Source organism: Schaalia sp. HMT-172 (genome assembly GCF_030644365.1).
Lineage (GTDB): Bacteria > Actinomycetota > Actinomycetes > Actinomycetales > Actinomycetaceae > Pauljensenia.
Genome location: NZ_CP130058.1, coordinates 1813975 through 1836540 on the forward strand (window position 1 = coordinate 1813975; position 22566 = coordinate 1836540).

Here is a 22566-nt window from a genome sequence, read left to right on the forward strand (position 1 = left end):
AGATCGCCTTCTTTCCCCTACCTGCGGGCCTGCTTCACGTAGCGGCGCATCGCTCGCTCGGCCTCGCGCTGATCCTGCTTCTCGCGCAGCGCCTGACGCTTATCCCACTCCTGCTTGCCCTTTGCCAACGCGACCTCAACCTTGACGCGCCCGCCGATGAAGTACAGCTCCAGGGGCACGATCGTGTAGCCCTTCGCGGCCACCCGATCCTGCATGCGGTTAATCTCCGCGCGGTGCAGCAACAGCTTGCGCTTGCGCGTGGGGGCGTGGTTCGTCCACGAGCCCTGCGAGTACAGGGGGATGTTGGCACCGTACAGCCACGCCTCTCCCCCGTTGATCTCAACCCAGGCGTCCACGAGGGACGCGCGGCCCATGCGCAGCGCCTTCACCTCGGTGCCCATGAGGGCCAGGCCGGCCTCCCACGTATCCTCGATCGTGTAGTCATGGCGCGCCTTCTTGTTACGGGCGATCGTCTTCTTCGCGTCGGAGGCAGCCTTGGCGCGCTGGCCCTCCGTCGGCTTGGGCTTCTTCCATTCCTTGGGCATGCTGCCTCCCTCCAGACTCGCCTGTCCGCTCAGTATGCGGAAAGACCCCCGCAGCGCAATCGCTACGAGGGTCCATCCTAACGCGGATTACAAATAATCCATCGGTTCAACATAACTTCCGTTCTGAAGAACACCAAAATGCAGGTGACAGCCCGTCGCGTAGCCGGTCGACCCGACCTCGCCGAGCGCGTCGCCCGCGTTCACGTACTGCCCCGGGGACACGTACTGGGCCTGCATGTGCAGGTACTCGGTGATGACGGAATTGCCGCCGACGATGCCGTGGTTGATGTCCACGTAGTTGCCGGCCGACACGTCCGCCGACACGGCGTTGACGTAGCCCGAAGCCACCGCGCGGATGATCGTGCCGCAGTCGGCGGCCATGTCAGTGCCGGAGTGGCCCTTCATGACGCCGAGGACCGGGTGGTAGCGCATGCCGAAGGGGCTGGTGACCACGATCGGGATGTCGAGGGGGTTACGGAAGCCCGAGGCCGACACGTAGGAGGCGCCCGTGGCGCGGTTTGCCTCGTCGATGGCCGCCAGCTCGGAGCTGCGAGCCTGATAGTCGGCCTCCGCCTGGTCGAGCGAGGCCTGCACCTGGTCCTTCTGCGAATCCCACTGGGACTGCTTAGCCGAGGCGTCCTCCTTCAGCTTGTTGAGCTCGGTGAGCTTGGAGTCGGCGTCGTCCTTCGCGGACTGCGCCTCGGTCTCCGCCTGCGCGGCCTTGTCCTCGAGGTCGGAGATGCGCTCCGTGATCGCGCCCTGACGCGTGGACTGCGTGCGCTGGGAGGAGGACACGTCCAGCGCCGAGGTCATGGTCTGGTTCTCCGTGCGCAGCGCCATATCGGCGGCCGCGGCGCGTTCGGTAATGGACTCGGTCCCGCCGGCCGTCAGGGCCACTGCGACCGGATCCACGTTGCCTTCGCGGTACTTGCGGCGCACCAGCTCCCCGATGGCCGCCTGCGCGTCGCTGGCCTGGGTGGTGGCGGCGCTGAGCGAGTCGTCGATGCGTGCTTGTTCGCCCTGTGCGGCGCTCAGCTCGCCCAGGATCGTTGTGTGTTCGCGGGACTTATTGTCATAGTCGGCCACCGCTGCATCGTAGGCGGCCTGCGCGCCCGGAATCTGAGCGTTGAGGTTCTGCAGATCGATGAAGACCTGCGCCAGCGACGCGTCGATACCCTCCAGCTGGGACTGCAGGGCGTTGACCGTGGCCTGGGCCTCAGCGGCGGCGTTCGCCGCGGACTCTCGATCATCATCCGCGCGAGCGGGGAGCGCCTGACTCATCGCGGTGAGCGAGGCGAGCGCAAGAGCCAGGGCACCCAGTCGCAGGGCGGCTGTGCGGGAACGACGAGGAGAACGTGCCATGAGACTCACGCCTTCGTGTACTTCGCGAGCGAGAACGCCGAGGCGATTACCGCCAGCGCCACCGCCGCCAGGACCAGGATCGGCGTCATGATCGCCACCTCGCCCATGCCAATAAAGTTCGTCCAGCGGAAGGACGGAGCCATCCACCCCTGGACGACGAAATGCACGCCCGCGAACAACGAGGCGATCGCGAAGGCCGCGCCCACCAGCGCGGCGAGCGCCCCCTCGATCATAAAGGGCGCCTGAATGAACAGGTTCGACGCGCCCACGTAACGCATGATTTGAGTTTCTTGCTCACGGCTCATCGCGCTCAGGCGAATCGTCGTCGAGATCAGCAGGATCGCCGCGACGACCATGATCGCGCCGAGGCCCAGGGCCGCCGTGCGGGCGGCTCCCAGCACGCGGAAGAGCGGCTCGACGACCTCACGCTGATCGCGCACCTCGGACACGCCGGCGGTCCCGGAGAATTCCTCCTTGATCACCGAGTACTGCTCGGGGTTGACCAGCTTGATACGGAAAGCGAACTGGAGCATGTCCGGCGTGGTCCACTGCGTGAGCGCGTTGTTGCCGTTGAGGCGCTGGAAGTTCTCGTAGGCCTCTTCCTTCGTCTCCTCGTACACGTTGGCGACGTAGGGTGTCATCTCGGCGGAGGCCAGCTTCTGGCGCACCGCGTCGATCTGCGCGTCGCTCGCCTCGGTCGCGTTGCAGTTCGGGGCGGCGTCGTTGATGGCACACATGTAGATCGTGACCTCGATCTTGTCGTACCACTCCGACTTCATCTTGGACACCTGCATCTGCGTCAGGCCGGCGATGCCCACGAAAAGCAGGGACACGAAGGTCACGAGGATGACGGCGACGCTCATCGCGCGGTTACGCGACAGGCCCTTGCCGACCTCGGACAGAATAAAACGAAGCTTCACTGGTCTTACCTCCCGGCCCCGTAGACGCCGCGGTTCTGGTCTCGGATGACGTCGCCGGCCTCAAGCTCGATGACTCGCTTACGCATCTGGTTCACAATGTCCGCGTCGTGGGTGGCCATGACGACGGTCGTACCCGAGCGGTTGATTCGGTCAAGCAGGCGCATGATGCCCAGCGACGTCTCGGGGTCGAGGTTGCCGGTGGGCTCGTCCGCGAGCAGCAGCTCGGGGCGGTTGACCATGGCGCGCGCGATCGCGACGCGCTGCTCCTCGCCGCCGGACAGCTCGTGCGGCAGGCGCGATTCCTTGCCGGACAGGCCCACCAGATCCAAGGCGTCCGGGACGGCCGTCTCGATCGCGTGGCGCGGCTTGCCGATGACCTGCATGGCCAGGGCGACGTTCTCGTAGACCGTCTTGGAGGGCAGCAGGCGGAAGTCCTGGAACACCGTGCCGATTTGGCGGCGCAGCTTGGGAACCGCCCACGTGGACAGCTTGGACACGTCCTTGCCGAGCACCCACACCTTGCCGCTCGTCGCCTTCATTTCGCGCATGACGAGCTGCAGGAACGTGGACTTGCCGGAACCCGACTTGCCGACGAGGAACACGAATTCTTCGCGCTCCACCTCCAGCGAGACGTGATCCAGCGCGGGCTGGGCACCTGGCGTGTACACCATGGTGACATCATCAAAACGAATCATGGGACCATCCGATCGGGGTCAATAGTCCCTGCCAGGTTAGGTAACGATCGGGTCACGTCCCGGCTGCGACACGCGGAAAAGTTGCGGTGTGGCGCTCAGCCCGTCTCCCGCGTCCCTCCAGGGTCGCGAGAGGCCCCGGCCTCGCTGACGATTCAACGAGGCCGAGGCCGCAGCGCGCGTGGACGCTCGCTCAGTCCTGGGCGGCCTTCTGCTCATTCTTACGCCAGCGAATGCCAGCGTTGATGAAGCCGTCAATGTCGCCGTCAAACACGGACTGCGGGTTGCCGGACTCAAACTCGGTGCGCAGGTCCTTGACCATCTGATACGGCTGGAGCACGTAGGAGCGCATCTGGTCGCCCCACGACGCCTTGACGTCACCGGCGAGCTCTTTCTTCTTGGCTTGCTCTTCCTCGTGGCGCAAAACGAGGAGCCGGGACTGCAGGACTCGCAGGGCGGCCGCGCGGTTCTGGATCTGGGACTTCTCATCCTGCATGGACACGACGATGCCCGTGGGGATGTGGGTCATGCGCACGGCCGAGTCGGTCGTGTTCACGGACTGGCCGCCGGGGCCCGAGGAACGGAAGACGTCGACCTTGAGCTCGGACTCGGGGATCTCGATGTGGTCCGTCGTCTCGATGAGGGGGATGACCTCGACGGCGGCGAAGGACGTCTGGCGGCGCCCCTGGTTATCGAAGGGGCTGATGCGCACGAGGCGGTGGGTGCCGGCCTCGACGCTCAGCGTGCCGTAGGCGTAGGGCGCCTGGACCTCGAAGGTCGCCGATTTCAGGCCTGCTTCTTCCGCGTAGGAGGTGTCCATGACCTTCGTCGGGTAGCCGTGACGCTCCGCCCAGCGCAGGTACATGCGCAGGAGGATCTCGGCGAAGTCGGCGGCGTCCACGCCGCCCGCGCCGCTTCGAATCGTGATGACGGCGTTGCGCTCGTCGTACTCGCCGTCCAGAAGCGTGCGGATCTCCAGGTCTCCCAGGTCCTTGCGGAGCTTCTCCAGGTCAGCCTCAGCCTCGGCGAGGATGTCAGCGCCCTCATCCGGGTCCTCTGCGGCCATCTCCACCATGGCCTCCAGGTCGTCGATGCGCTCACTCATCTGCGTGATGCGGTCCAGCTCGCTCTGGCGGTGGCTGAGCGCGCTCGTGACTGCCTGCGCGGCACTCGGGTCGTCCCACAGGTCGGGCGCGGCCGCCTTCTCGTTCAGCTCGGCGATCTGCTCACGCAGTTTGTCCGGCTGCACGACCGCGACGATGTTCTCCATCGTGGTACGCAGGGACGGGATCTCTTCAGAAAATTCAATGGCCACGCACCCAGGGTAGCGGATAGCGCGCCCAACGAGGAACGCGACGCCGCGACGGTGGCGGGACTTACTCCCCCGCCGGCAGCAGATACGACGGCGCCCCGACGCCTGAGAAGACGCCGGGGCACCGAAGAAAAGAACGGATCAGATGAGACCCATCGCGACCATCGCGTCGGCCACCTTGCGGAAGCCCGCCAAGTTCGCGCCGGCCACGTAGTCGCCCGCGACGCCGTATTCCTCGGCGGTGGCGACGGTGTTCGCGTGGATATCGACCATGATCTGGTGGAGCTTCGCGTCGGTCTCCTCGAAGGCCCACTGGGTGCGCCCGGAGTTCTGCTGCATCTCCAGGCCGGAGGTGGCCACGCCGCCCGCGTTGGAGGCCTTGCCGGGGGCGTAGGCGACGCCCGCAGCCTGCAGGGCCTCGATCGCCTCGGGGGTGGTGGGCATGTTCGCGCCCTCGGCGACCAGCTGGACGCCGTTCTTGATGAGGGCCTGGACGCCGGACAGCGGCAGCTCGTTCTGAGTGGCGCAGGGAAGCGCGACGTCACAGGGGACGTCCCAGATGGAGCCGTCGGCAACGAACACGGCGCCGGGGCGCTCGGCTGCGTAGTCGGAGACGCGTCCGCGACGCACCTCCTTGACGTCCTTGAGCAGCGCGACGTCGATGCCGGCCTCGTCCACGACGTAGCCGGAGGAGTCGGAGACGGCAACGACGGTCGCGCCCAGCTGCTGAGCCTTCTCGGTCGCGTAGATCGCGACATTACCGGAGCCGGAAACCACGACGCGCTTGCCGTCGAAGCTGGTGCCCTTGGCGGCGAGCATCTCGGCGGCGAAGTAGACCAGGCCATAACCGGTGGCCTCAGTACGCGCGAACGAACCGCCCCAGGTCAGGCCCTTGCCGGTCAGGACACCCGCGTCGAAACGGTTCTTCAGGCGCTTGTACTGGCCGAACATGTAGCCGATCTCGCGGCCGCCCACGCCGATGTCGCCGGCGGGAACGTCGGTGTCGGGGCCGATGTGGCGGGAGAGCTCAGTCATGAAGGACTGGCAAAAACGCATGACCTCGGCGTCGGACTTGCCCTTGGGGTCGAAGTCCGCGCCACCCTTGCCGCCGCCCATGGGCAGGCCGGTCAGGGCGTTCTTGAAGATCTGCTCGAAGCCGAGGAACTTGATGATCGACAGGTTCACGGAGGGGTGGAAGCGCAGGCCGCCCTTGTAGGGGCCGAGAGCGGAGTTGAACTGGACACGGAAGCCGCGGTTCACGTGGATGTTGCCTTTGTCGTCGGCCCACGGGACACGGAACTGGAGCTGACGCTCGGGCTCGACGATGCGGTCGATGATCGCCAGGTCGGCGTACTCGGGGTGACGCTCGGCGAGGGGGGCGATGGTCAGGAGGACCTCGTACACGGCCTGGTGGAACTCGGCCTGGGCGGGGTCGCGGCGCTGGACGGATTCGAAAACGGAGGCCAGCGCGGGGGACAAACGAGATGTATCAAAGCTGCTCATGGCCTAGAGTTTACGTTTCGTTTACCCATGCTTCTGTCGGCATCCCACAATGTGACCGTCGCGCAGAACACCTTTTGCCTGTCCGTCACAGCGGCCGCACCCGCGCGCTCGACGTCCTCTCAAGCTCGGGAACCACGACGCCCACGAGCACCGGAGGCAGCGCCGACACGCGCGGACGTGCCCTCACGGACACCTCCACCTCCTCACGATCAACCCGAACGTCCGTCACCATCACCCCCTCGCCCACGCGGCACGTCGTGGCGCCCATCGCGTCCAACGCGGCCTCGACCCGCGAGCGCGCCCCGGCCTCGTCGACGCCCGACGCCTGACCCGCCAGAACCGACGAGGAGGACGCCCCGCCGATGCCCGCCCCCGCCAGCGCGTCCGCGCACGAGACCAGGCGGCGATCCTGGATCGCGACCTGGGTCAGCGCCATCGTCACGAACAGGAGGAGGCAGACGAAGGCGCAGCCGGCGCACATGAGGATCCCGACGCGCCCCTCCTCACCCACCGGCCACCACCTCCCTCACGGGCTCGCTCGCGCTCGACGACACCGTCACGCCGAGCGTCCCCAACCAGGCAGGCAAGAACGGCAGGGGGACGCGCACCGAGACGCTCACCTCGATGGCGCCCTCCGACGAGGCGCAGGCCGCGCACGAGGAGGACACCGAGGCCGGGGCGTCCACCCCGAAGTCCTCGACGATTAGCGCGACGGCACGCTCCGCATCCGCGCGCCGCCCACTGTCCTGTGCGAGGATGCGCGCAGCCTCACGCGCGCCCGCATCCACCGCCATGGCCCCGGCGCTCACCTGGCCGATCGCGAGCACGATGTAGAGCACCGGGATGACCAGGACCACGAGGATCCCCAGGAATTCGACGCTGGCGTCCCCGCGCTCGCTCACGGCCCCTCCACCAGAGCCCGACCGCGCACGGTCATCCATCGCGGCCCCAGGCCTCCCACGAGCGGCAGGCGCGTGCGCACGGTGACGACGAGGACGTCTACCCCCTCGTCGCTGTGACGCTCCACGGCAATCTCACGGTCCTTCGAGGCGCCCACGAGGGAATCGAGGAGCTCACTCGTGCGCGCGATCGCCTCCCCCTCGTCACCGCCGAGCAAGCCGCCGCGGCGCGCCCCCTCCGACGCCGCGCTCACGCTCATCGTGCGCACGTGCGAGGCGAAGGCCAGTTGGGCGAGCAGGAGAATGACAAGCACCGCGAGTCCCTGGACAAGGACCGTGGAGACCACCTCAGAGCCGCGCTCAGATGCCGGAAATGGAATCCATCGCACGATTAAAAATCTCCACGAGGCGCTCCGAGGCGACGCCCCAGATCAGGACGACGAGGGCGGCGGTCATCAGCGTAATCAGCACCCAGCCGGGCACATCCCCACGCTCCCCCAGGTCGCGGGAGCGACGTAGCCACTTCTTCATGGCGTGTTCCTTTCTCTTCAATGGTTCTTACGGCGCGAAATCCAGGGCGATGAGGCCCGGGTAGAGGGCAAACAGGACGGTGACGGGCAGGATCAGGAAGACGACGGGCAGGAGCATCGCGATCTCGCGGCGGCCGCCCTCCTCCATCAGGGCAGCGAGGGAGCGTTCACGCTGGTCGCGCGCCTGGTCATGCAGGACCGAGGCCAGCGGCGAGCCGCGCTCGATCGCCGTGGTAAGGGTGCGGGCGAGCCTGGTGAGCGCCGGAGAGTCGGTGCGTTCGTCGAGCTGGGCGAGGGCACGCACCGAGGGCATGCCGTTGCGGATGTGGCCCGCCGTGAGCTCCAGTTCCGCGCCCAGGGGGCCGCCGGCGCACCCAGCGACGCGCTCGATGGCGGCGGGAATCGACTCCCCTGCGGCGACCGCGAGCGCGAGAAGCTCCGCGCAGTCGGGCACGGCGGCGTCAATCGCGCGCTGGCGGCGGCGGGCCCGCAGGGTGAGCGCCCGGTCCGTGCCGGTCAGGCCGATGAGGGTGCCCACGAGCGCGCATGCGCACAGGGGAATGAGGGAGGCACGCAGGGAGGATGCGGGGCGGGCCGTGAGTGCCAGGCAGGAGAGGATCAGCCCGGCGATGCCGGCGGCGGCTTGGCGCAGACGGAAGAGGCCGACCTCTGGGGCCATGCCCGCCAGGGCGAGTCGGCGCGCGACCGATTCGCTGGTGGATCCCAGGGAGTCCAGGGCCGAGGCCCAGGCGCGTCGGGCCCATCGGGCGAGCTGGGGCGGGGCCTCCTCACTGACCCGCCCCTGGGCGACGCGGGCCGCGAACGACAGGTGGCGCGTGGCCAGGGACCGCCAGATAAGGGCGATTCCGCCGACCAAGAGGAGGGCCACGAGGACGTCCAGGGCGCGCAGGGTCCAGGGGTTCACAGCGTCCCTCCCAGGTTTCTGGGATCCGTGCTGAGCCTGCCGAGGGCCTTCATCGCCAGGTAGGCGATGATGCACACTCCCGCACCCCCGACGAGCACGGCGATGCCTCCGGGCGAGTTCCACACGTTCGCGCTCGCGCCGCCTCCGGACAGGAGAAGCAGGACGATCCAGGGGGCGGCCAGGCCCAGGCGGGCCGCCCCCACCGTCCAGGACTGGCGGGCCTCGAGCTCGCCGCGCACGCGCGCGTCCTCGCGCAGGAGGGTCGCCAGGTCCTGGAGGAGGCGCGTCAGGTCGGCGCCGCCCACAGAGCGGGCGACGCGCAGAGCCTCGACGATGCGGTCGGCGACGGGGTCCGCGACCTCGTCCTTCATGCGGTCCAGCGCGCTGGCGAAGCGCCCGTTAGCGCTGTAGTCGCGGGAGAAAGCCTCGAAGGCGAAGCGCACGGGGGCCGGTCCCTCGTCGGCGAGGTCGCACAGGACCTGGGGCAGGGACGTTCCGGCGCGCACTGCCGACACCATGGCGTCGATGACCTCGGGCCAGGCGGCCCGCACGGCTTTGGCTCGGGTGGCCACGCGGGAGACAACCCAGGCGTAGGGCAGGAATGACATGCCGACGGAGACGATGGCGGCGACCGGCCAGGCCCCGGTGAGCGCCAGGACGACAACAGCCACGAGCGCGCCGAGGGCGATGCTGAGCAGGGCGAGGCGGGCGGCCGTCAGCCCCGGAATGTGCGCCCTCTCGACGTCCTCTCGCAGGCGCCGCCACGGCCCCCACGGCGCGCGCGGCGGGGGCGGCGTGAGGCGCGAGAACACGACCAGCACGAGGCCGATCCCACACACGAGGCCGCACACGAGGGAGATCACAGCTCGCCCCGATCCAGCAGGGAGGCGAGGTCAGACCCGGCCGCCGCGAAGCGCTCGTGCAGGTCGAGGCCGCCCGGACCCCGCTCGCATCTGCGGCCATCGAAGGTGAAAAGCGTGGCCGTTTCGATCCGGTTGCCTTCGACGCGCCCGGGCACAGCGAGGACCTCGGCGACGTAGCGCTGCCCGCCACGGCCTCGTTCGACGTGACACACGAGGTCGATGGAGGAGGCGAGCGTGGGCGTCACGAAACCCGTCGTGACGTTATCGCCCGCCAGGAGCGGCAGGATCGAGAGCTTGTCGAGGGCCTCGCGCGCCGAGTTCGCGTGCACGGTCGCCATGCCGGGCACGCCCGCGTTGAGGGCGACGAGCAGGTCGAGGGCCTCGGGGCCACGCACCTCGCCGACGATCAGGTACTCGGGTCGCATGCGCAAGGACTCGCGCACGAGGTCTCGCAGGGTGATCTCCCCCGTCCCCTCCGCAGCCGGCGGGCGCGTCTGCATGGCCACGTGATCCCAGTTCGCCAGCCCCAGCTCGAAGACCTCCTCGCAGGAGATGACGCGCCGCGAACGCGGCAGCTCCCCCGCGAGCGCGCGCAGCAGCGTCGTCTTGCCCGCCTGCGTGCCACCCGAGACCAGGACAGACAGGCCCACGCACACGGCGGCGGCCAAGAAATCCCGCATCGGCGGGGGCACCATGTCGACGGCCACCAGGTCCTCCAGGGTGCGGGCGCGCTGGATGTGCTTACGGATGTTGACGCTCCACGAGCGTCCAGTCACCGGCGGGATCACGACGTGCAGGCGCTCTCCCCCGGCGAGCATCGCGTCCACGAAGGGACTGGACAGGTCGAGGCGCCGACCCGAGTGATGCAGCATCCGTTCCACGAGGGCGCGCACGTCCTCGTCCGTGAGGATCAGGCTCGTCAGCTCGGCGACGCCACCGCGGGCCACGAACACGCGCGAGGCCGAGTTGATCCAGATTTCCTCGACGCCGGGGTCGTCCATGAGCGCCTGGAGCGGGCCGAGCCCGCAGATGTCGTCCATGAGGTCCGCTTCGACCTGTTCGCGCTGCGTGGGCAGCATGTCGGGGGCGTGGGCGTCGATGGCGCGGTCGATGAGGGCGCGCACCGCCTTCGGGTCGCGCGCCGCATCGATGCCGCCCGCGGCCAGACCCTCTCGCACCCGCGCCGCAAGTGCGCGCGTCACGGCTTCCATCGCTGAGCCTCCTCGCTACAGACAAAGCCACTGTGTCGAAAGTAACAGAGTTTTTCGGAAAGGAACAAACTCGCTGTCCCACAATCGAGCCCCCGCCCGCGCGGGGACGCGCTCCCGGGCCCGCAGCGCGATACGTTAAAGCAATGACGACCCCGAAGAGCCCCCTCGAATTGGCCGCCCTGGCCACCTCCGCCGTGCCCGGGATGCGCGTGAGTGCGCTGCGACCGCCGTCCTACAGCGACGAGCTCTCCTCCGTCACCGGCATCGAAGACGCGGCCGGCAACCGCTGGATCGTCACCTGCCCCCACGAGGAGGTCTCCGGCCCCGCCCTCGAAGCGACCTCCGGCATCCTCGACCGCCTCGGACAAGCCTACGAGCACGACTACATTCCCTTCGACGTCCCGCGCCTGGCCGGACAAGCCAAAGTCAGCGGCGGCGCGAGCGTCTACGTGCACCGCGACCCGGGCGGACACGCGCCCACGCCCGAGGAACTCGACTCCGACCTGCTCCTGCCCGCCTCGCTCGGGCGAGCCCTCGCCGCCCTCCACAACCTGCCCGAGACCGTCTTCTCTGCGATCGGGCTGCCGACCTACACGGCGATCGAATGCCGCGACCGCAACCTCGCCCTCCTCGACGAGGCCGCCCGCGAAGTCACGATCCCGCCCTCACTGTGGAGCCGCTGGGAAGCAGCCCTCGAAGACGTCTCCCTGTGGCGATTCCCCTCCGCCCCCATCCACGGCGACATCCAGGAACGCTGCCTGTCCGTCCAGCGCGGCTCCGTCCTGGCGATCGGCGGCTGGACCAGCGCCCACGTGGGCGACCCCGCCCTCGACATCGCATGGATCCAGGCCACCGCCTCCGATAACTTCCTCGAACGCTTCCGCGAAACCTACGGACACGAGCGCCGCGCCACCGACCTGCACGTCTTCACGCGCGCCCAGCTCCTGAGCGAAATCGCGCTCGTGCGCTGGCTCGTCCACGGCCTGCACGCCGAAGACTCCTCCGTCATCGACGAGGCCCGCGCCATGATTGCCGACCTGGCCACCGACCTCGACGGGGAACCGCTGCTGCCCTCGCACGCCACCGCCATGGGAGCTCACTCCTCCGCCGAGGCCTCCCCCGCCTCCCAGGAACCCGCACAGCCCCGCTCCACCGACGCCCAGGCGTCGACCGACTCGCGGCCCATCAAATGGCGCGACCGCTCCACCGTCTCCGAATGGGACACCACCGCACAAGAAGGCGACACCGGCGCGGCGACCATGCCAGTCTCCCGCCCCGCCTCCGCCGTGTCCCGCAAGCTCGCCGAGGGGGAAGTCGACCCCGCCGCACCGACCGAACGCCTGCGCCTCGGCCCCGACGGCACCCTCCTGCGCTAACCACACACCCCACGGGCGCACCCCACGGGCACGCAGACGCACCAAACCGGGGTCCGTCAGGTTGACACCCGACGGACCCCGACCTCGTCTGGTGAGCCGACCGACGGCTCACGCACCGCGACTATCGCATCAGCGCGGCTCCTCATCTGCCGACGAGAGGCGAGCCTCCAGAGCCGCCACGCGCCCCTGCAGATCCTCGACCTGGAGGCGCAGGATCGCGGCCTCCTCGGTCAGGCGGCGTCGATCTTCATCCGCGCGCGACAGATCCACCGAAAAACGCAGGGACAGCAGCAGCAGGACGACACCCGCCACGAAGAAGCCCAGGTTCAGCGGCACGACCACGCCCAGGTGGAAAGCAGTCCACTTCAGGATCGGCGGGAAAATGGACAGCAGCGCCGTGAAGAAAGCGATGCAGTACCACCACAGGCCGTAACGCTCCTTCAGGCCCGAATTACGCATCTTGACGAACACCATCACCAAGATGATGATCGCGAACACCAATCCCAGCAAGTAGGTGGGGCTCATGCGTTCTCCTCCCGCGTCTGGGCGACCTTCTCGCCGGGGCGCGACAGGGACACCGCGAGGGCCAACGTCGCGCGCACCAGGAAGAGCGCCGATTTGATCGGATTGTGCGACGGTTCGCCGCCCGCGCGCGGGTGCATCTGCACGCCCACCTCGCGCACCACCAGGTGCGAGCGGGCCGCGATGACGAGCGCGCCGATCGTGTCGCCCAGATACTCCGCCGGGTAGTTGTGCGCGAACAGCGACAGCGCACGCGGGCCGTAGAGCTTGAACCCACTGGTCGTGTCACTCAGATGCGTCTTGCACACGCGCGAGAGGATGAACGAGAACAGGTTCATCGCCCACTTGCGCGGGCCTCGCGCCCGGTAGTCGCCCTTGCCCGCAAAACGCGACCCGATCACCACGTCCGCGCCCTCCAGGGAGGCCTTCTCAATGAGAGTCTCGATCTCCTTCGGGTCGTGCTGGCCGTCCGCGTCGAGCTGGCAGGCGTAGTCGTACCCCATGCGCTGGGCGTACTGGAAGCCAGCGCGCATAGCGCCGCCAACCCCCAGGTTCAGGGGCAGGTCGAGCACGGCCACGCCCGCCGCGCGCGCAATGTCAGCCGTCGCGTCCGTGGACCCGTCGGATACGACCAGGATGTCCGCGAAGGACGGTTTCTCGACCTTCACGGACTCCAAGACCTCTGAGAGCACCTCCTCCTCGTTCCACGCGGGGATGACGATCAGGAGGCGCGAATCAGCACTCGGGCGCGACACTCAGTGATCCTCACGGTTGAGGAGCTCGAGCAGGTAAGCACCGTAGCCCGACTTGACCAGGGGCTCGGCGCGCTGGCGCAGACCCTCGTCGTCGATGAAGCCCATGCGCCACGCGACCTCTTCGGGGGCACCAATCTTCATGCCCTGGCGGGCCTCGACCGTGCGCACGAAGGCCGTGGCATCGGCGAGCGAGTCGAAGGTACCGGTGTCCAGCCACGCGGTGCCGCGCGGGAGGACCTCAACCTTGAGCTTGCCGGCCTCAAGGTAGGCGCGGTTGACGTCGGTGATCTCGTACTCGCCGCGCGCGCTGGGCTTGAGGTTGCGGGCGATGTCGACCACGTCGTTGTCGTAGAAGTACAGGCCGGGCACGGCGAAGTTGGACTTGGGCTTGTCCGGCTTCTCCTCGATCGACAGGGCGTTGAATTCATCGTCGAATTCCACGACACCGTACGCGCGCGGGTTGGAGACGTGGTAGGCGAACACGGCGCCGCCGTCGGGGTCGACGTGGCGACGCAGCTGCGCGCCCATGCCGGGGCCGTAGAAAATGTTGTCGCCCAGGACCAGGGCGGCGCTGTCGTTGCCGACGTGGTCCGCGCCGAGCACGAAGGCCTGAGCCAGGCCGTTGGGCTCGTGCTGGACGGCGTAAGAGATGTTGACGCCGAGCTGGCTGCCGTCACCGAGCAGGCGGTGGAAGGACGGCGCGTCGTGCGGCGTCGTGATCACCAGAACGTCGGAGATGCCGGCCAGCATCAGGGTCGACAGCGGGTAGTAGATCATCGGCTTGTCGTAGACGGGGACCAGCTGCTTCGATGTCCCCAGCGTGATCGGGTTCAGTCGGGTTCCCGACCCGCCTGCAAGGATGATGCCTTTCATGTTGCCTCCGCTTCCCGGCGCGTCCTCGTGTGGGTCGCGCATCAGTGACAATTATCCCTATCCATGGCTATTTTTCCACAACTGAGGCCTCTTGCGCGCCCATGGGGCGGCGCACACCCCCAGCGCAGGGCAGATCGGATAGTATTTATGTGGAATGTTGCGTCCGCACACAACCAACGCACGTAAAGGAAGAACCATGGCGCCCACCGCTAAGCCCCTGGGGATTACGACCACTCCGATCCCCGGCTTCTTGCGCATTGATCTGACTGTTCACGGCGATAACCGAGGCTGGTTCAAGGAGAACTGGCAGCGCGAGAAGATGGTCGCGCTGGGCCTACCGGATTTCGGCCCCGTGCAGAACAACATTTCTTTCAACGACGAGGTCGGGGTGACCCGAGGTATCCACGCGGAGCCGTGGGACAAGTTCGTCTCGGTCGCCACGGGCCGCGTCTTTGGCGCGTGGGTGGACCTGCGCGAGGGACCCTCGTTTGGGACCGTGTACACCACGATCATTGATCCGAGTGTCGCCGTCTTCGTCCCCAAGGGCGTGGGCAACTCCTACCAGACGCTGGAGCCGAACACGGCGTACACATACCTGGTGAACGACCACTGGTCGCCCGACGCCCGTTACACGTTCCTCAACCTGGCGGACGAGACGGCCGCCGTGGATTGGCCGATCCCGCTCGAGCGCGCCATCCTGTCCGACAAGGACAAGGCTCACCCGCGCATGGCGGACGTGACCCCCTTCCCCGCTCCGGTCCCCGCCGGGCGCCGCGCGCTCGTGACCGGCGCGAATGGCCAGCTGGGACGCGAGCTGATGCGCGCCCTGCCCGAGGCGGGCTTCACGGTCACGGGCGTGGATCTGCCGGAGGTGTCGATCTCCGACGCCGAGGCGGTGGCGGCGCTGCCGTGGGATGACATCGATGTCGTGATCAACGCGGCCGCGTGGACGAACGTGGATGGCGCTGAGACTCCCGAGGGTCGGCGCGCGACCTGGCAGGCAAACTCGACGGGCCCGGCCGTTCTGGCCCGCGAGGCGACGGCTCACGGCGTCACGATGGTCCACATCTCCACGGAGTACGTTTTCGATGGCACGCAGGACGTGCACCTCGAGGACGAGGCCCCCTCTCCCCTGGGCGCATACGGCCAGTCGAAGGCGGGTGGCGACGCGGCGGTGGCCTCGACGCCGAAGCACTACATCGTGCGCACCTCCTGGGTGGTGGGCGACGGCAAGAACTTCCTGAAGACCATGGCCTCCCTGGCCGATCAGGGCATCTCCCCCTCGGTGGTGTCCGACCAGGTGGGTCGCCTGACCTTCACGTCCGACCTGGCGCGCGGCATCATTCACCTGCTGACCACCGGCGCCGAGTTCGGCACGTACAACCTGTCGGGCGAGGGCCCGGTGATGAGCTGGGCGCAGGTCGCCAAGCGCGTATTCGAGCTGCGGGGACGCAACCCGGAGGACGTCACGCCCGTGACCACGGAGGAGTACTTCGCGGGCCGCGAGGTCGCTCCGCGCCCCCTGTCCTCGGTCCTGGATCTGACGAAGATCAAGGCCACCGGCTTCACGCCCGAGGACTCTTCGCAGCGCATCGACGCCTACGTCGCGTCCCTGCATGGCTGACTTGTGTTGCAGTGATGCCCCGGGCACCGACAGGTGCTCGGGGCCGATGCTTTGTCCACATGCGCCCTTCGTGGGCGTGAGGCTACGGGTCCTGCCCGCCTAGCCGGGCCTGCCTGCACCATGAAGCCCACGATCTCGGTCCCTTCGTGGGCCTGCCCGCGTAGCCGGAGCTGCCCGCGTAGCCGGGGCTGCCCGCGTAGCCGGGCCTGCCCGGGCGCGCGTTAAGGGCGACGGTTGCGAATGGGGGCGACGTATCCGGATAGGTTACGAACACCCGGATAGGTAACGAACATCCGGATAGGTTAATAACCTATCCGCATCTGAATAACCTATCCAGATGCGCACAACCTATCCGGATGCGGGCAGCCCACCGCTGACGAGGGCGCGTGCCGCCGCTGTACGGCACAACCTATCCGCGTAGCCGGGGCTGCCCGCGCGCGCGTTAAGGGCGACGGTTGCGAATGGGGGCGACGTATCCGGATAGGTTACGAACATCCGGATAGGTACCGAACATCTGGATAGCTTATTAACCTATCCGCATCTGAATAACCTATCCAGATGCGCACAACCTATCCGGATGCGGGCAGCCCACCGCTGACGAGGGCGTGTGCCGCCGCTGTACGGTAGAACCTATCCGCGTAGGGGCAGCCCGCCGGCATCAGGTTTGTGGGGCCGCTGAGCGAGGAGAGCCTATCCATGTGCGTACAACCCTCCACGCGTGAGCCGTCGGCGACTGAATCGCTGAGGGCTCATACCCGTCACGATGGCACAACAACGATCGATGATGAGCGGTGTCCCTCGCAGCCATCTCGTCACAGGGATCGGGCTAGGCGATATCCGGGGAATAAAGCACACCTACCTGCAGGCGCCCCACATAGCGCTTTCCCTTCATCTCACCAACATCGTCTTGCTCGGGGTGAGGAACGGGAATCCGGACGCGAGAACTGTAGGGCGAGGACGATTCCGGACAGACGAGTTCCCATTCACGGCTGGGGTCGACCTCCCAGGACCCCAGGATCACGTGACGGCTTCCCGTTAAAACGGCGACGAGCCGCCTAATCTTCGGGCGCTTGTCAGGCGCGATGTTCCAGGCCTGAGCGGCTCGCTCGATAAACACCTCGCCGGGATTGCCGCCGAACGCCGAGGCGCGCCCCTCGAGAGAATCCGGGGTGATGGGCACAATGATCGTCCCCTCCATCTCATCCTGAGCGACCTCACCATCGCGTGTGAAAATCGCCGGCCCCAGGTGCTTGCTCGTCTTCGTCCCCGCAATGTTCGTGACCATCTTGTCATCCTCGTTGAACAGCTCGTCCTCGTCCTCAGCGTCATAGATCGGATCCAGCCCCATGAGAGAGGCGACGTGGATGGCGATAGCCTCGGCCTTGAGCGCGTCCTCGCGGCTCGAAAACGGCTCAAGGGTCTGGCGGATGAGGGTCCCTTCCGCATCGCGGAGCCTCTCGGCGTCGGGATTGTGTTGCTCAAACACGCGCCCCATGCGCTCACCGATCCCAATGTAGATGGGCCTGCGCTCCTCCTCGTCGCCGCGAGGCGCACCCTCATAGATGTACAACCAGGTTTCTGTGGCCATTGCACTCTCCTTGTCGATAGACACACGCTGTCTTTCTCACCCTCATCATAGGACATATTTCCCGTCATATTGCTGACAGAAGGGCGCTCACCATTATTTGACAGGAGCAATTCGAGGCCCAGCGACGCCACGACAAGCGCCAGCGGACACCGAGCCATCGGACACGCTGGCCGCGCGCAATCCCCGGAGGCCACACCCGCCAGCAATGGCCGACAATCCGGCGCCGAGACAGCAGGCATAGAAAGGCCGGGGCCAGCCGCGCTCAACTGCGCAACTGGCCCCGGCCTCGTGAGGAGGTGAGATACCCCTAGAAGTACGTGTTCATCATGGACACCAGGTCGCCTCCGTACCCGCGGGCAGCCGCCCAGCCGGTGTGGTTCGGGTTCTCCTGGATGCCCAGGTACTCGACGACGGGGGCAGCGCCCTTGCGCACGTAGGTGAAACGCGGGTCCACGACCGGATTCGCCAGGGACGCGGTCGTCACGTTCGGGTCCGCGTAGGCGCGCAGGTGCTGGACCTGGGCGCGGATGCCGGTACGAACGTCGGGGAACGAGGCGCCCTGCGCGCCGCCGCCGACCGCGCCGATGCCAGAGAAGTTGAACTGGCCGACGCTCACGTCGCCGCCGAAGCCCAGCCAGCCCGTCTCCTTCATGGACTGGACGAAGACCAGCTCGGGGGAGACCCCCTCGGCCACGGCCTCGTCGTAGACGATGCCCGCGAAGTCGCGGATCGTCGGCGCGCCGCCGGAAGCCAGGGCGGACGGGTACGCGCTACCCGCCGAGTTCCAGGCACTCACCATGTCGTCAATAACCTCCGAGCGCGAGGCCATGGGTGCGGTCATGATGAGGCGCTGACCGGCCGCGTTCGTCACGGAATCGGCGCGCGAAGCGGAACGGGAGGCGGCGTCCGCTGCCGGTGCGCCGGCGCCGTCCGCGTAACCCAGCCACGCGCCGGAGGAGGCGAAGGAGGAGGCCCGCCCCTCAACGGTCACGGTACCGGTGGCCATGGCTCCCGAGGAGGGGTCCAGCCAGTACCACGTGTTGCCATCGAGCAGCCAGCCCGTCGCCATCGCGCCGGAAGAACGCATGTAGTACCAGACACCGCCGACCGTCACCCAGCCCTTCTTCATGGTGCCCTCGCCGTCCAGGTAGTACCAAGACCCGCGGTCGAGCAGCCATCCGGTGGCCATGACGCCGTTGGCGTGCATGTAGTACCACTCATTGTCGTCCTCGGTCAGCTGCCAGCCGGTGAGCATGCGTGCGTCGTCGTCGAAGAGGTACCAGTCGCCGCCGACCTTCGTCCAGCCGACGGCGGCCGCGCCGGAGGTGCCCAGCCAGTACCAGTCGTTGCGTTCCTTGAGCCAGCCGGTGGCCATGACGCCGTCAGAGCCGAGGTAGTACCAGGAGCCACCGTCCTTGATCCAGCCGGTGGCCATGTCGCCGTCGGGACGCAAGTAGTACCACTTGTCACCGTCCTTCTTCCAGCCCGTCACCATCGCGGTGGAGTCGTCGAAGAAGTAGCGGCGTCCGTTGATGGTGGACCAGCCGCGGATCGTGCGACCATTGGCCCCGGCCCAGTACCAGCGGCCGCCGGCGTTGAACCAGCCGGTCTTGGCGGCGCCGTCGCGCACGAAGCGCCAAGAGTCACCCGACTTCTCCCAGGCGCCCTTGCTCAGCCCGTAGGTCTGGGCGATGCCGGTCGCGTCGGCGACGCCGAGGGAGTGCACGAAGTTCGGGTCACGCAGGAGCTGCGCGTCCGACGTGGAGGTCACGAAGGCGTGCTCGACGATGATGCCGGGCATGTTTTCCTCGCGGGCCTGGCGGATGATCGCGTAGTAGTCGCCCGTGGAGCCGTCCGGGTAGTCGTAGTACGGGTTGTCGCGGGTCTTGATGCCGCGGTCGGCCAGGCCGAGAGAGGTCAGCTGGTCCTGGATGTTGGTGGAGAGCTTGCGGCCCTGCGTGTGGGTCGCGTAGTTGTACGAGGAGGAGTTGCCGTACCAAACCTCGGCTCCGCGCGCAATGGGCGAGCCGGAGTTGAAGTGGATCGACACGAGGGCGTCGGCATCGGCGGCTGCGGCCATCTGGACGCGGCTGGACAGGTCGTCGCTCAGGTTCTCCGAAGGCCTGGTGTCGCTCGTTCGGGTCATGACGACGGTGACGCCGTCGTAGGTCTCGAGCTCCTCTTTGAGGGCCAGGGAGACGGCGAGGGTCAGGTCTTTTTCTTGCAGGCCGTTGGCGACCGCGCCAGGGTCGGAACCCCCGTGCCCGGGGTCGATGGCGATGATGATGCCGGTGGCCGCCTGGGCGGGAGGCACGAGGGCCGCAACGGCGGCGGCGAGTGCCATGGTGAGCCCGGCTGCGAGTTTCCTCCACGGGGAGCGCATAGTCATCCTTCGAGTTGCTAATGTGACAACCGAGATTTTAGTTACTTATGTTGTAACTGTAAACATGAAAATAGTTACACGCGCAAACCGGCATGAACCGAAACGATAATGCGGCGGATTCTGAGACGAGGCAGGGACAATCCCCGAACAGCAGAAACCCACGGCCCCACCCGCGATCGAAGCCCCTCAGAGCGCCGAACGAACCACCGCAGCCGCCGCGCGCGAGGAAGCCGAGACCGAGCGATGCTCGCGCACCCACGCCCGCACCCGTTCCTCCCCCACCCAGTTCAGCGTTCCCGACGCGACGGCGACCATGGCCTCAGCGACCTGATCGGCGTCGAGCCCACAGGCCGCCCCGAGCCCCGCCTCGCGCACGTCGCGCCCCGCCTGCCCCGGGCCAGCGTAGATGACGGGAGTCCCCTGCGCCAGGGAGGCCAGGATCTTCGTCGGGTAGGCGTAGTCGTAGCCGCCCGGACGCAAAGAAGCCAGCGTCGCGCTAGCTCGCGCCATCCAGCGGTCGGCCTCCTCGGCGCTGACGGCGGGGATCAGCTCGACTCCGGCCACGCGCCGCGCACGCTCGGCCAGATCCTCCCAGCCACTCCCCTGCCCGACGAACACGAGGCGCGCATCCCCGAGCCGCTCACGAGCCCTCTCAAAAGCGTCGATGAAGACCTCGGGGGCCAGCCAGTGGGCGATCGTGCCCGCGTAGACGAAGACGGGCCCGCCGCAGGTGGGGAAACCCTCGGGGACGCCGGCGGCCACGACCTCGGGCACGCGCACCCCGTTGGGGACGACGGCGACGTCGGCGGCGCCCAGGTCCCGCGCGCGCCCGGCGACCCCGTCCGACACGGCGACGACGCGGCGGGCTCCGCGCAGGGCGAAGGACTCCAGGCCAGCGACCGCGCGCACGACGGGGCGCGCCACCCCGGCGAGCGCCGCAGCGTCGGAGACGATGTCCGCGCAGTAGTAGACGTAGGGGACGCGCCGGAGCGCGCATGCCAGGCGCACAGCCGCACCAGTCGTGGGAGGGGGTTCGGCGACGACCACGTCCGGCCGAGGCCCGGCAAGCAGTCGCGCAATCAGCGGAACGTCGAAAGACAGGTAGGAGACGTATCCGCGCACGGCGCCGGTGCGGTCGCGCAGCACCGGGGCTCGCCTGACCTCAACGAGGCCGGAGCCGGGTTCGTCAGCGCGCGCGGCGCCGCGTGCGACGGCTGGCGCCAGGCGCGAGGTCAGGACGCGCACGCGGTCCCCGCCGCCTGCCAGCGCCCGCGCGAGAGCCCCGAGACGCAGTGCGGCGGCGGTGGGTTCCGGCGTAAAAGTACGGGTCGCGAGGGTGACTAGCATGCGGGCGAAGCTCCCCCGCCGATGGTGATGCGCGGGGTGCCAGCCCAAGCCTCGGGAGACGTGATGGCGCGGCCGTCGACGAGGAGACGCACGCCGGGCAGGTCCGCGGGCGTCAGGTCCCGGTAGGTGGCGTGGTCGGCCTGGACGATGGCGACGTCCACGGCCTCGCCGAGGTGGTAGGCGTCCCACCCGAAGTCGGCGAGCTCCTCATCGCTGTACAGGGGGTCGTGGACGCACACCCGCGCCCCGGCCTCGCGTAGCGCGCAGGTAACACCGAAGACACCCGAGAACGCCGTTTCCTTGACCCCGCCGCGGTAGGCAGCACCCAGGACGGCCACGCGCAGCCCCGCCAGAGAACCCAGCAGGGACGCTGCGCGCGAGACCGCGTAGGCGGGCATGTCGGCGTTCGCGGCGCGCGCGGCGGCAACGACGCTTGCGTCCGGATCCCCGGCCAGGTACAGGCGCGGGTAGACGGGGATGCAGTGGCCGCCGACCGCGATGCCAGGCCGGTGAATGTGGGAGTAGGGCTGGGAGTTGCAGGCCTCGATGACGCGCGCGACGTCGATGCCGGTCGCGTCCGCGTAGCGCGCGAACTGGTTCGCCAAGCCGATGTTGACATCCCGGTACGTGGTCTCGGCGAGCTTGGCCATCTCGGCGGCCTCGGCGCTTCCCATCGGCCACACTCCGTTGGGGCGCGGCAGGTCGTCACGCTCGTCGAAGGAGAGGACGGCCTCGTAAAAGCGAACGCCGCGCGCCTCGCCAGCCTCACTCAGGCCCCCCACGAGCTTCGGGTAGCGCGCCAGATCGGTGAAGACACGGCCCGTGAGGACGCGCTCGGGCGAGAACACGACGTCGAAGTCGCGGCCCTCGACCAAGCCGGAGACCTCCTCGATGAGGGGCTTGTAGCGTCCGCGCGTCGTGCCCACGGGCAGAGTCGTCTCGTAGGAGACCAGGGTACCGGGCGTCAGGTGCGCGGCCATGGAGCGGGTGGCGGCGTCCATGACGCGGAAGTCGGGGCGACTCTCGTCATCGACGACGAGGGGCACGACCATGACGACCGCGTCGGCACCGGGGATCGCCTCGGCATACTCGGTCGTGGCGCGCAGCGCGCCGGAGGAGGCGAGCACAGGCAGGTACTCGGCCAGGTGAGCCTCGCCCGGGAAGGGCTCTTCTCCCCCGTTGACCAGGTCGACCACCCGCGGGTTCACGTCCACGCCGACGACGGCGTGCCCGCCGCGCGCGTAGTGCACCGCCAGCGGCAGACCGATCTTGCCCATGCCGACGACCGCGATGCGCATGGGGTCCCCTTTCCGTCTCCGGCCTCGTTGTTCTCCTC

At 68.0% G+C, this 22566-nt stretch carries 22 protein-coding genes; 2 read left to right on the forward strand and 20 right to left on the reverse strand.

What is annotated here, in order from left to right:
- Window positions 1–17: 17 nt before the first annotated feature.
- The 13 genes from smpB to QU663_RS07570 all read right to left on the reverse strand — a co-directional run bounded on the left by smpB (window position 18) and on the right by QU663_RS07570 (window position 10762).
- On the reverse strand, window positions 18–545 hold the full coding sequence (smpB, locus tag QU663_RS07510) for an SsrA-binding protein SmpB (RefSeq protein WP_009058738.1): 528 nt from the start codon (window positions 543–545) through the stop codon (window positions 18–20).
- An 87-nt stretch (window positions 546–632) separates the two neighbouring features.
- Window positions 633–1907, reverse strand: coding sequence for a peptidoglycan DD-metalloendopeptidase family protein (locus QU663_RS07515; protein ID WP_034480245.1), 1275 nt, complete (start codon window positions 1905–1907; stop codon window positions 633–635).
- Window positions 1908–1912: 5 nt separating this feature from the next.
- A complete protein-coding gene (gene ftsX / locus QU663_RS07520) occupies window positions 1913–2827 on the reverse strand; it encodes a permease-like cell division protein FtsX (protein ID WP_009058785.1) in 915 nt (304 codons plus the stop codon).
- Between the two features lie 5 nt (window positions 2828–2832).
- Window positions 2833–3522: a cell division ATP-binding protein FtsE gene (ftsE, locus tag QU663_RS07525; RefSeq protein ID WP_009058736.1), complete on the reverse strand. Its 690-nt coding sequence runs from the start codon at window positions 3520–3522 to the stop codon at window positions 2833–2835.
- A 190-nt stretch (window positions 3523–3712) separates the two neighbouring features.
- A complete protein-coding gene (gene prfB / locus QU663_RS07530; protein WP_034480249.1) occupies window positions 3713–4834 on the reverse strand; it encodes a peptide chain release factor 2 in 1122 nt (373 codons plus the stop codon).
- Between the two features lie 138 nt (window positions 4835–4972).
- Entirely contained in the window at window positions 4973–6334 is a 1362-nt protein-coding gene (gdhA, locus tag QU663_RS07535; RefSeq protein WP_021610847.1) for an NADP-specific glutamate dehydrogenase, read from the reverse strand.
- 85 nt (window positions 6335–6419) lie between these two features.
- Window positions 6420–6845: a hypothetical protein gene (locus QU663_RS07540; protein ID WP_021610848.1), complete on the reverse strand. Its 426-nt coding sequence runs from the start codon at window positions 6843–6845 to the stop codon at window positions 6420–6422.
- The gene (locus QU663_RS07545) at window positions 6838–7236 is read right to left on the reverse strand and encodes a hypothetical protein (protein WP_021610849.1); all 399 of its coding nucleotides are present in this window, start codon (window positions 7234–7236) and stop codon (window positions 6838–6840) included. Before QU663_RS07545 ends, QU663_RS07540 begins: the two co-directional genes overlap by 8 nt.
- Window positions 7233–7580: a hypothetical protein gene (locus QU663_RS07550; RefSeq protein ID WP_021610850.1), complete on the reverse strand. Its 348-nt coding sequence runs from the start codon at window positions 7578–7580 to the stop codon at window positions 7233–7235. Before QU663_RS07550 ends, QU663_RS07545 begins: the two co-directional genes overlap by 4 nt.
- Window positions 7581–7593: 13 nt before the next feature.
- A complete protein-coding gene (locus QU663_RS07555) occupies window positions 7594–7764 on the reverse strand; it encodes a hypothetical protein (RefSeq protein WP_009058766.1) in 171 nt (56 codons plus the stop codon).
- 27 nt (window positions 7765–7791) lie between these two features.
- Entirely contained in the window at window positions 7792–8688 is an 897-nt protein-coding gene (locus tag QU663_RS07560) for a type II secretion system F family protein (protein ID WP_021610851.1), read from the reverse strand.
- Window positions 8685–9551: a type II secretion system F family protein gene (locus QU663_RS07565; RefSeq protein ID WP_021610852.1), complete on the reverse strand. Its 867-nt coding sequence runs from the start codon at window positions 9549–9551 to the stop codon at window positions 8685–8687. Before QU663_RS07565 ends, QU663_RS07560 begins: the two co-directional genes overlap by 4 nt.
- Window positions 9548–10762 carry a CpaF family protein gene (locus QU663_RS07570; RefSeq protein WP_021610853.1) on the reverse strand — a complete coding sequence of 405 codons (1215 nt, stop codon included), beginning with the start codon at window positions 10760–10762 and terminating at the stop codon, window positions 9548–9550. Before QU663_RS07570 ends, QU663_RS07565 begins: the two co-directional genes overlap by 4 nt.
- A 143-nt stretch (window positions 10763–10905) precedes the next feature.
- Between QU663_RS07570 and QU663_RS07575 the strand changes: the two genes are divergently transcribed.
- Window positions 10906–12138: a phosphotransferase gene (locus QU663_RS07575; RefSeq protein WP_021610854.1), complete on the forward strand. Its 1233-nt coding sequence runs from the start codon at window positions 10906–10908 to the stop codon at window positions 12136–12138.
- Between the two features lie 129 nt (window positions 12139–12267).
- On the opposite strand, the gene QU663_RS07580 is transcribed toward QU663_RS07575, so the two are convergent.
- From QU663_RS07580 to rfbA, 3 genes are read right to left on the reverse strand one after another with little or no spacing between them, the layout of a single operon-like run.
- Window positions 12268–12663: a DUF2304 domain-containing protein gene (locus QU663_RS07580; RefSeq protein WP_009058740.1), complete on the reverse strand. Its 396-nt coding sequence runs from the start codon at window positions 12661–12663 to the stop codon at window positions 12268–12270.
- Window positions 12660–13415, reverse strand: a complete 756-nt coding sequence (locus tag QU663_RS07585; protein ID WP_021610855.1) for a glycosyltransferase family 2 protein — start codon at window positions 13413–13415, stop codon at window positions 12660–12662. The genes QU663_RS07580 and QU663_RS07585 overlap by 4 nt, the downstream gene beginning before the upstream one ends.
- Window positions 13416–14288 carry a glucose-1-phosphate thymidylyltransferase RfbA gene (gene rfbA / locus QU663_RS07590; protein ID WP_034480263.1) on the reverse strand — a complete coding sequence of 291 codons (873 nt, stop codon included), beginning with the start codon at window positions 14286–14288 and terminating at the stop codon, window positions 13416–13418. It lies immediately after the preceding gene.
- 196 nt (window positions 14289–14484) lie between these two features.
- Here rfbA and QU663_RS07595 point away from each other — a divergent pair, with 196 nt between their 5' ends.
- Complete coding sequence (locus QU663_RS07595) at window positions 14485–15912, forward strand: sugar nucleotide-binding protein (RefSeq protein ID WP_021610857.1); 1428 nt, start codon at window positions 14485–14487, stop codon at window positions 15910–15912.
- An 826-nt stretch (window positions 15913–16738) separates the two neighbouring features.
- On the opposite strand, the gene QU663_RS07600 is transcribed toward QU663_RS07595, so the two are convergent.
- From QU663_RS07600 to QU663_RS07615, 4 genes are all read right to left on the reverse strand, one after another.
- Entirely contained in the window at window positions 16739–17500 is a 762-nt protein-coding gene (locus tag QU663_RS07600; protein ID WP_021610860.1) for a hypothetical protein, read from the reverse strand.
- A 307-nt stretch (window positions 17501–17807) separates the two neighbouring features.
- Window positions 17808–19883, reverse strand: a complete 2076-nt coding sequence (locus tag QU663_RS07605; RefSeq protein ID WP_034480255.1) for an N-acetylmuramoyl-L-alanine amidase — start codon at window positions 19881–19883, stop codon at window positions 17808–17810.
- Between the two features lie 186 nt (window positions 19884–20069).
- Entirely contained in the window at window positions 20070–21230 is a 1161-nt protein-coding gene (locus tag QU663_RS07610; RefSeq protein ID WP_296490956.1) for a glycosyltransferase, read from the reverse strand.
- On the reverse strand, window positions 21224–22528 hold the full coding sequence (locus QU663_RS07615; RefSeq protein WP_021610889.1) for a nucleotide sugar dehydrogenase: 1305 nt from the start codon (window positions 22526–22528) through the stop codon (window positions 21224–21226). Before QU663_RS07615 ends, QU663_RS07610 begins: the two co-directional genes overlap by 7 nt.
- Window positions 22529–22566 lie beyond the last annotated feature (38 nt).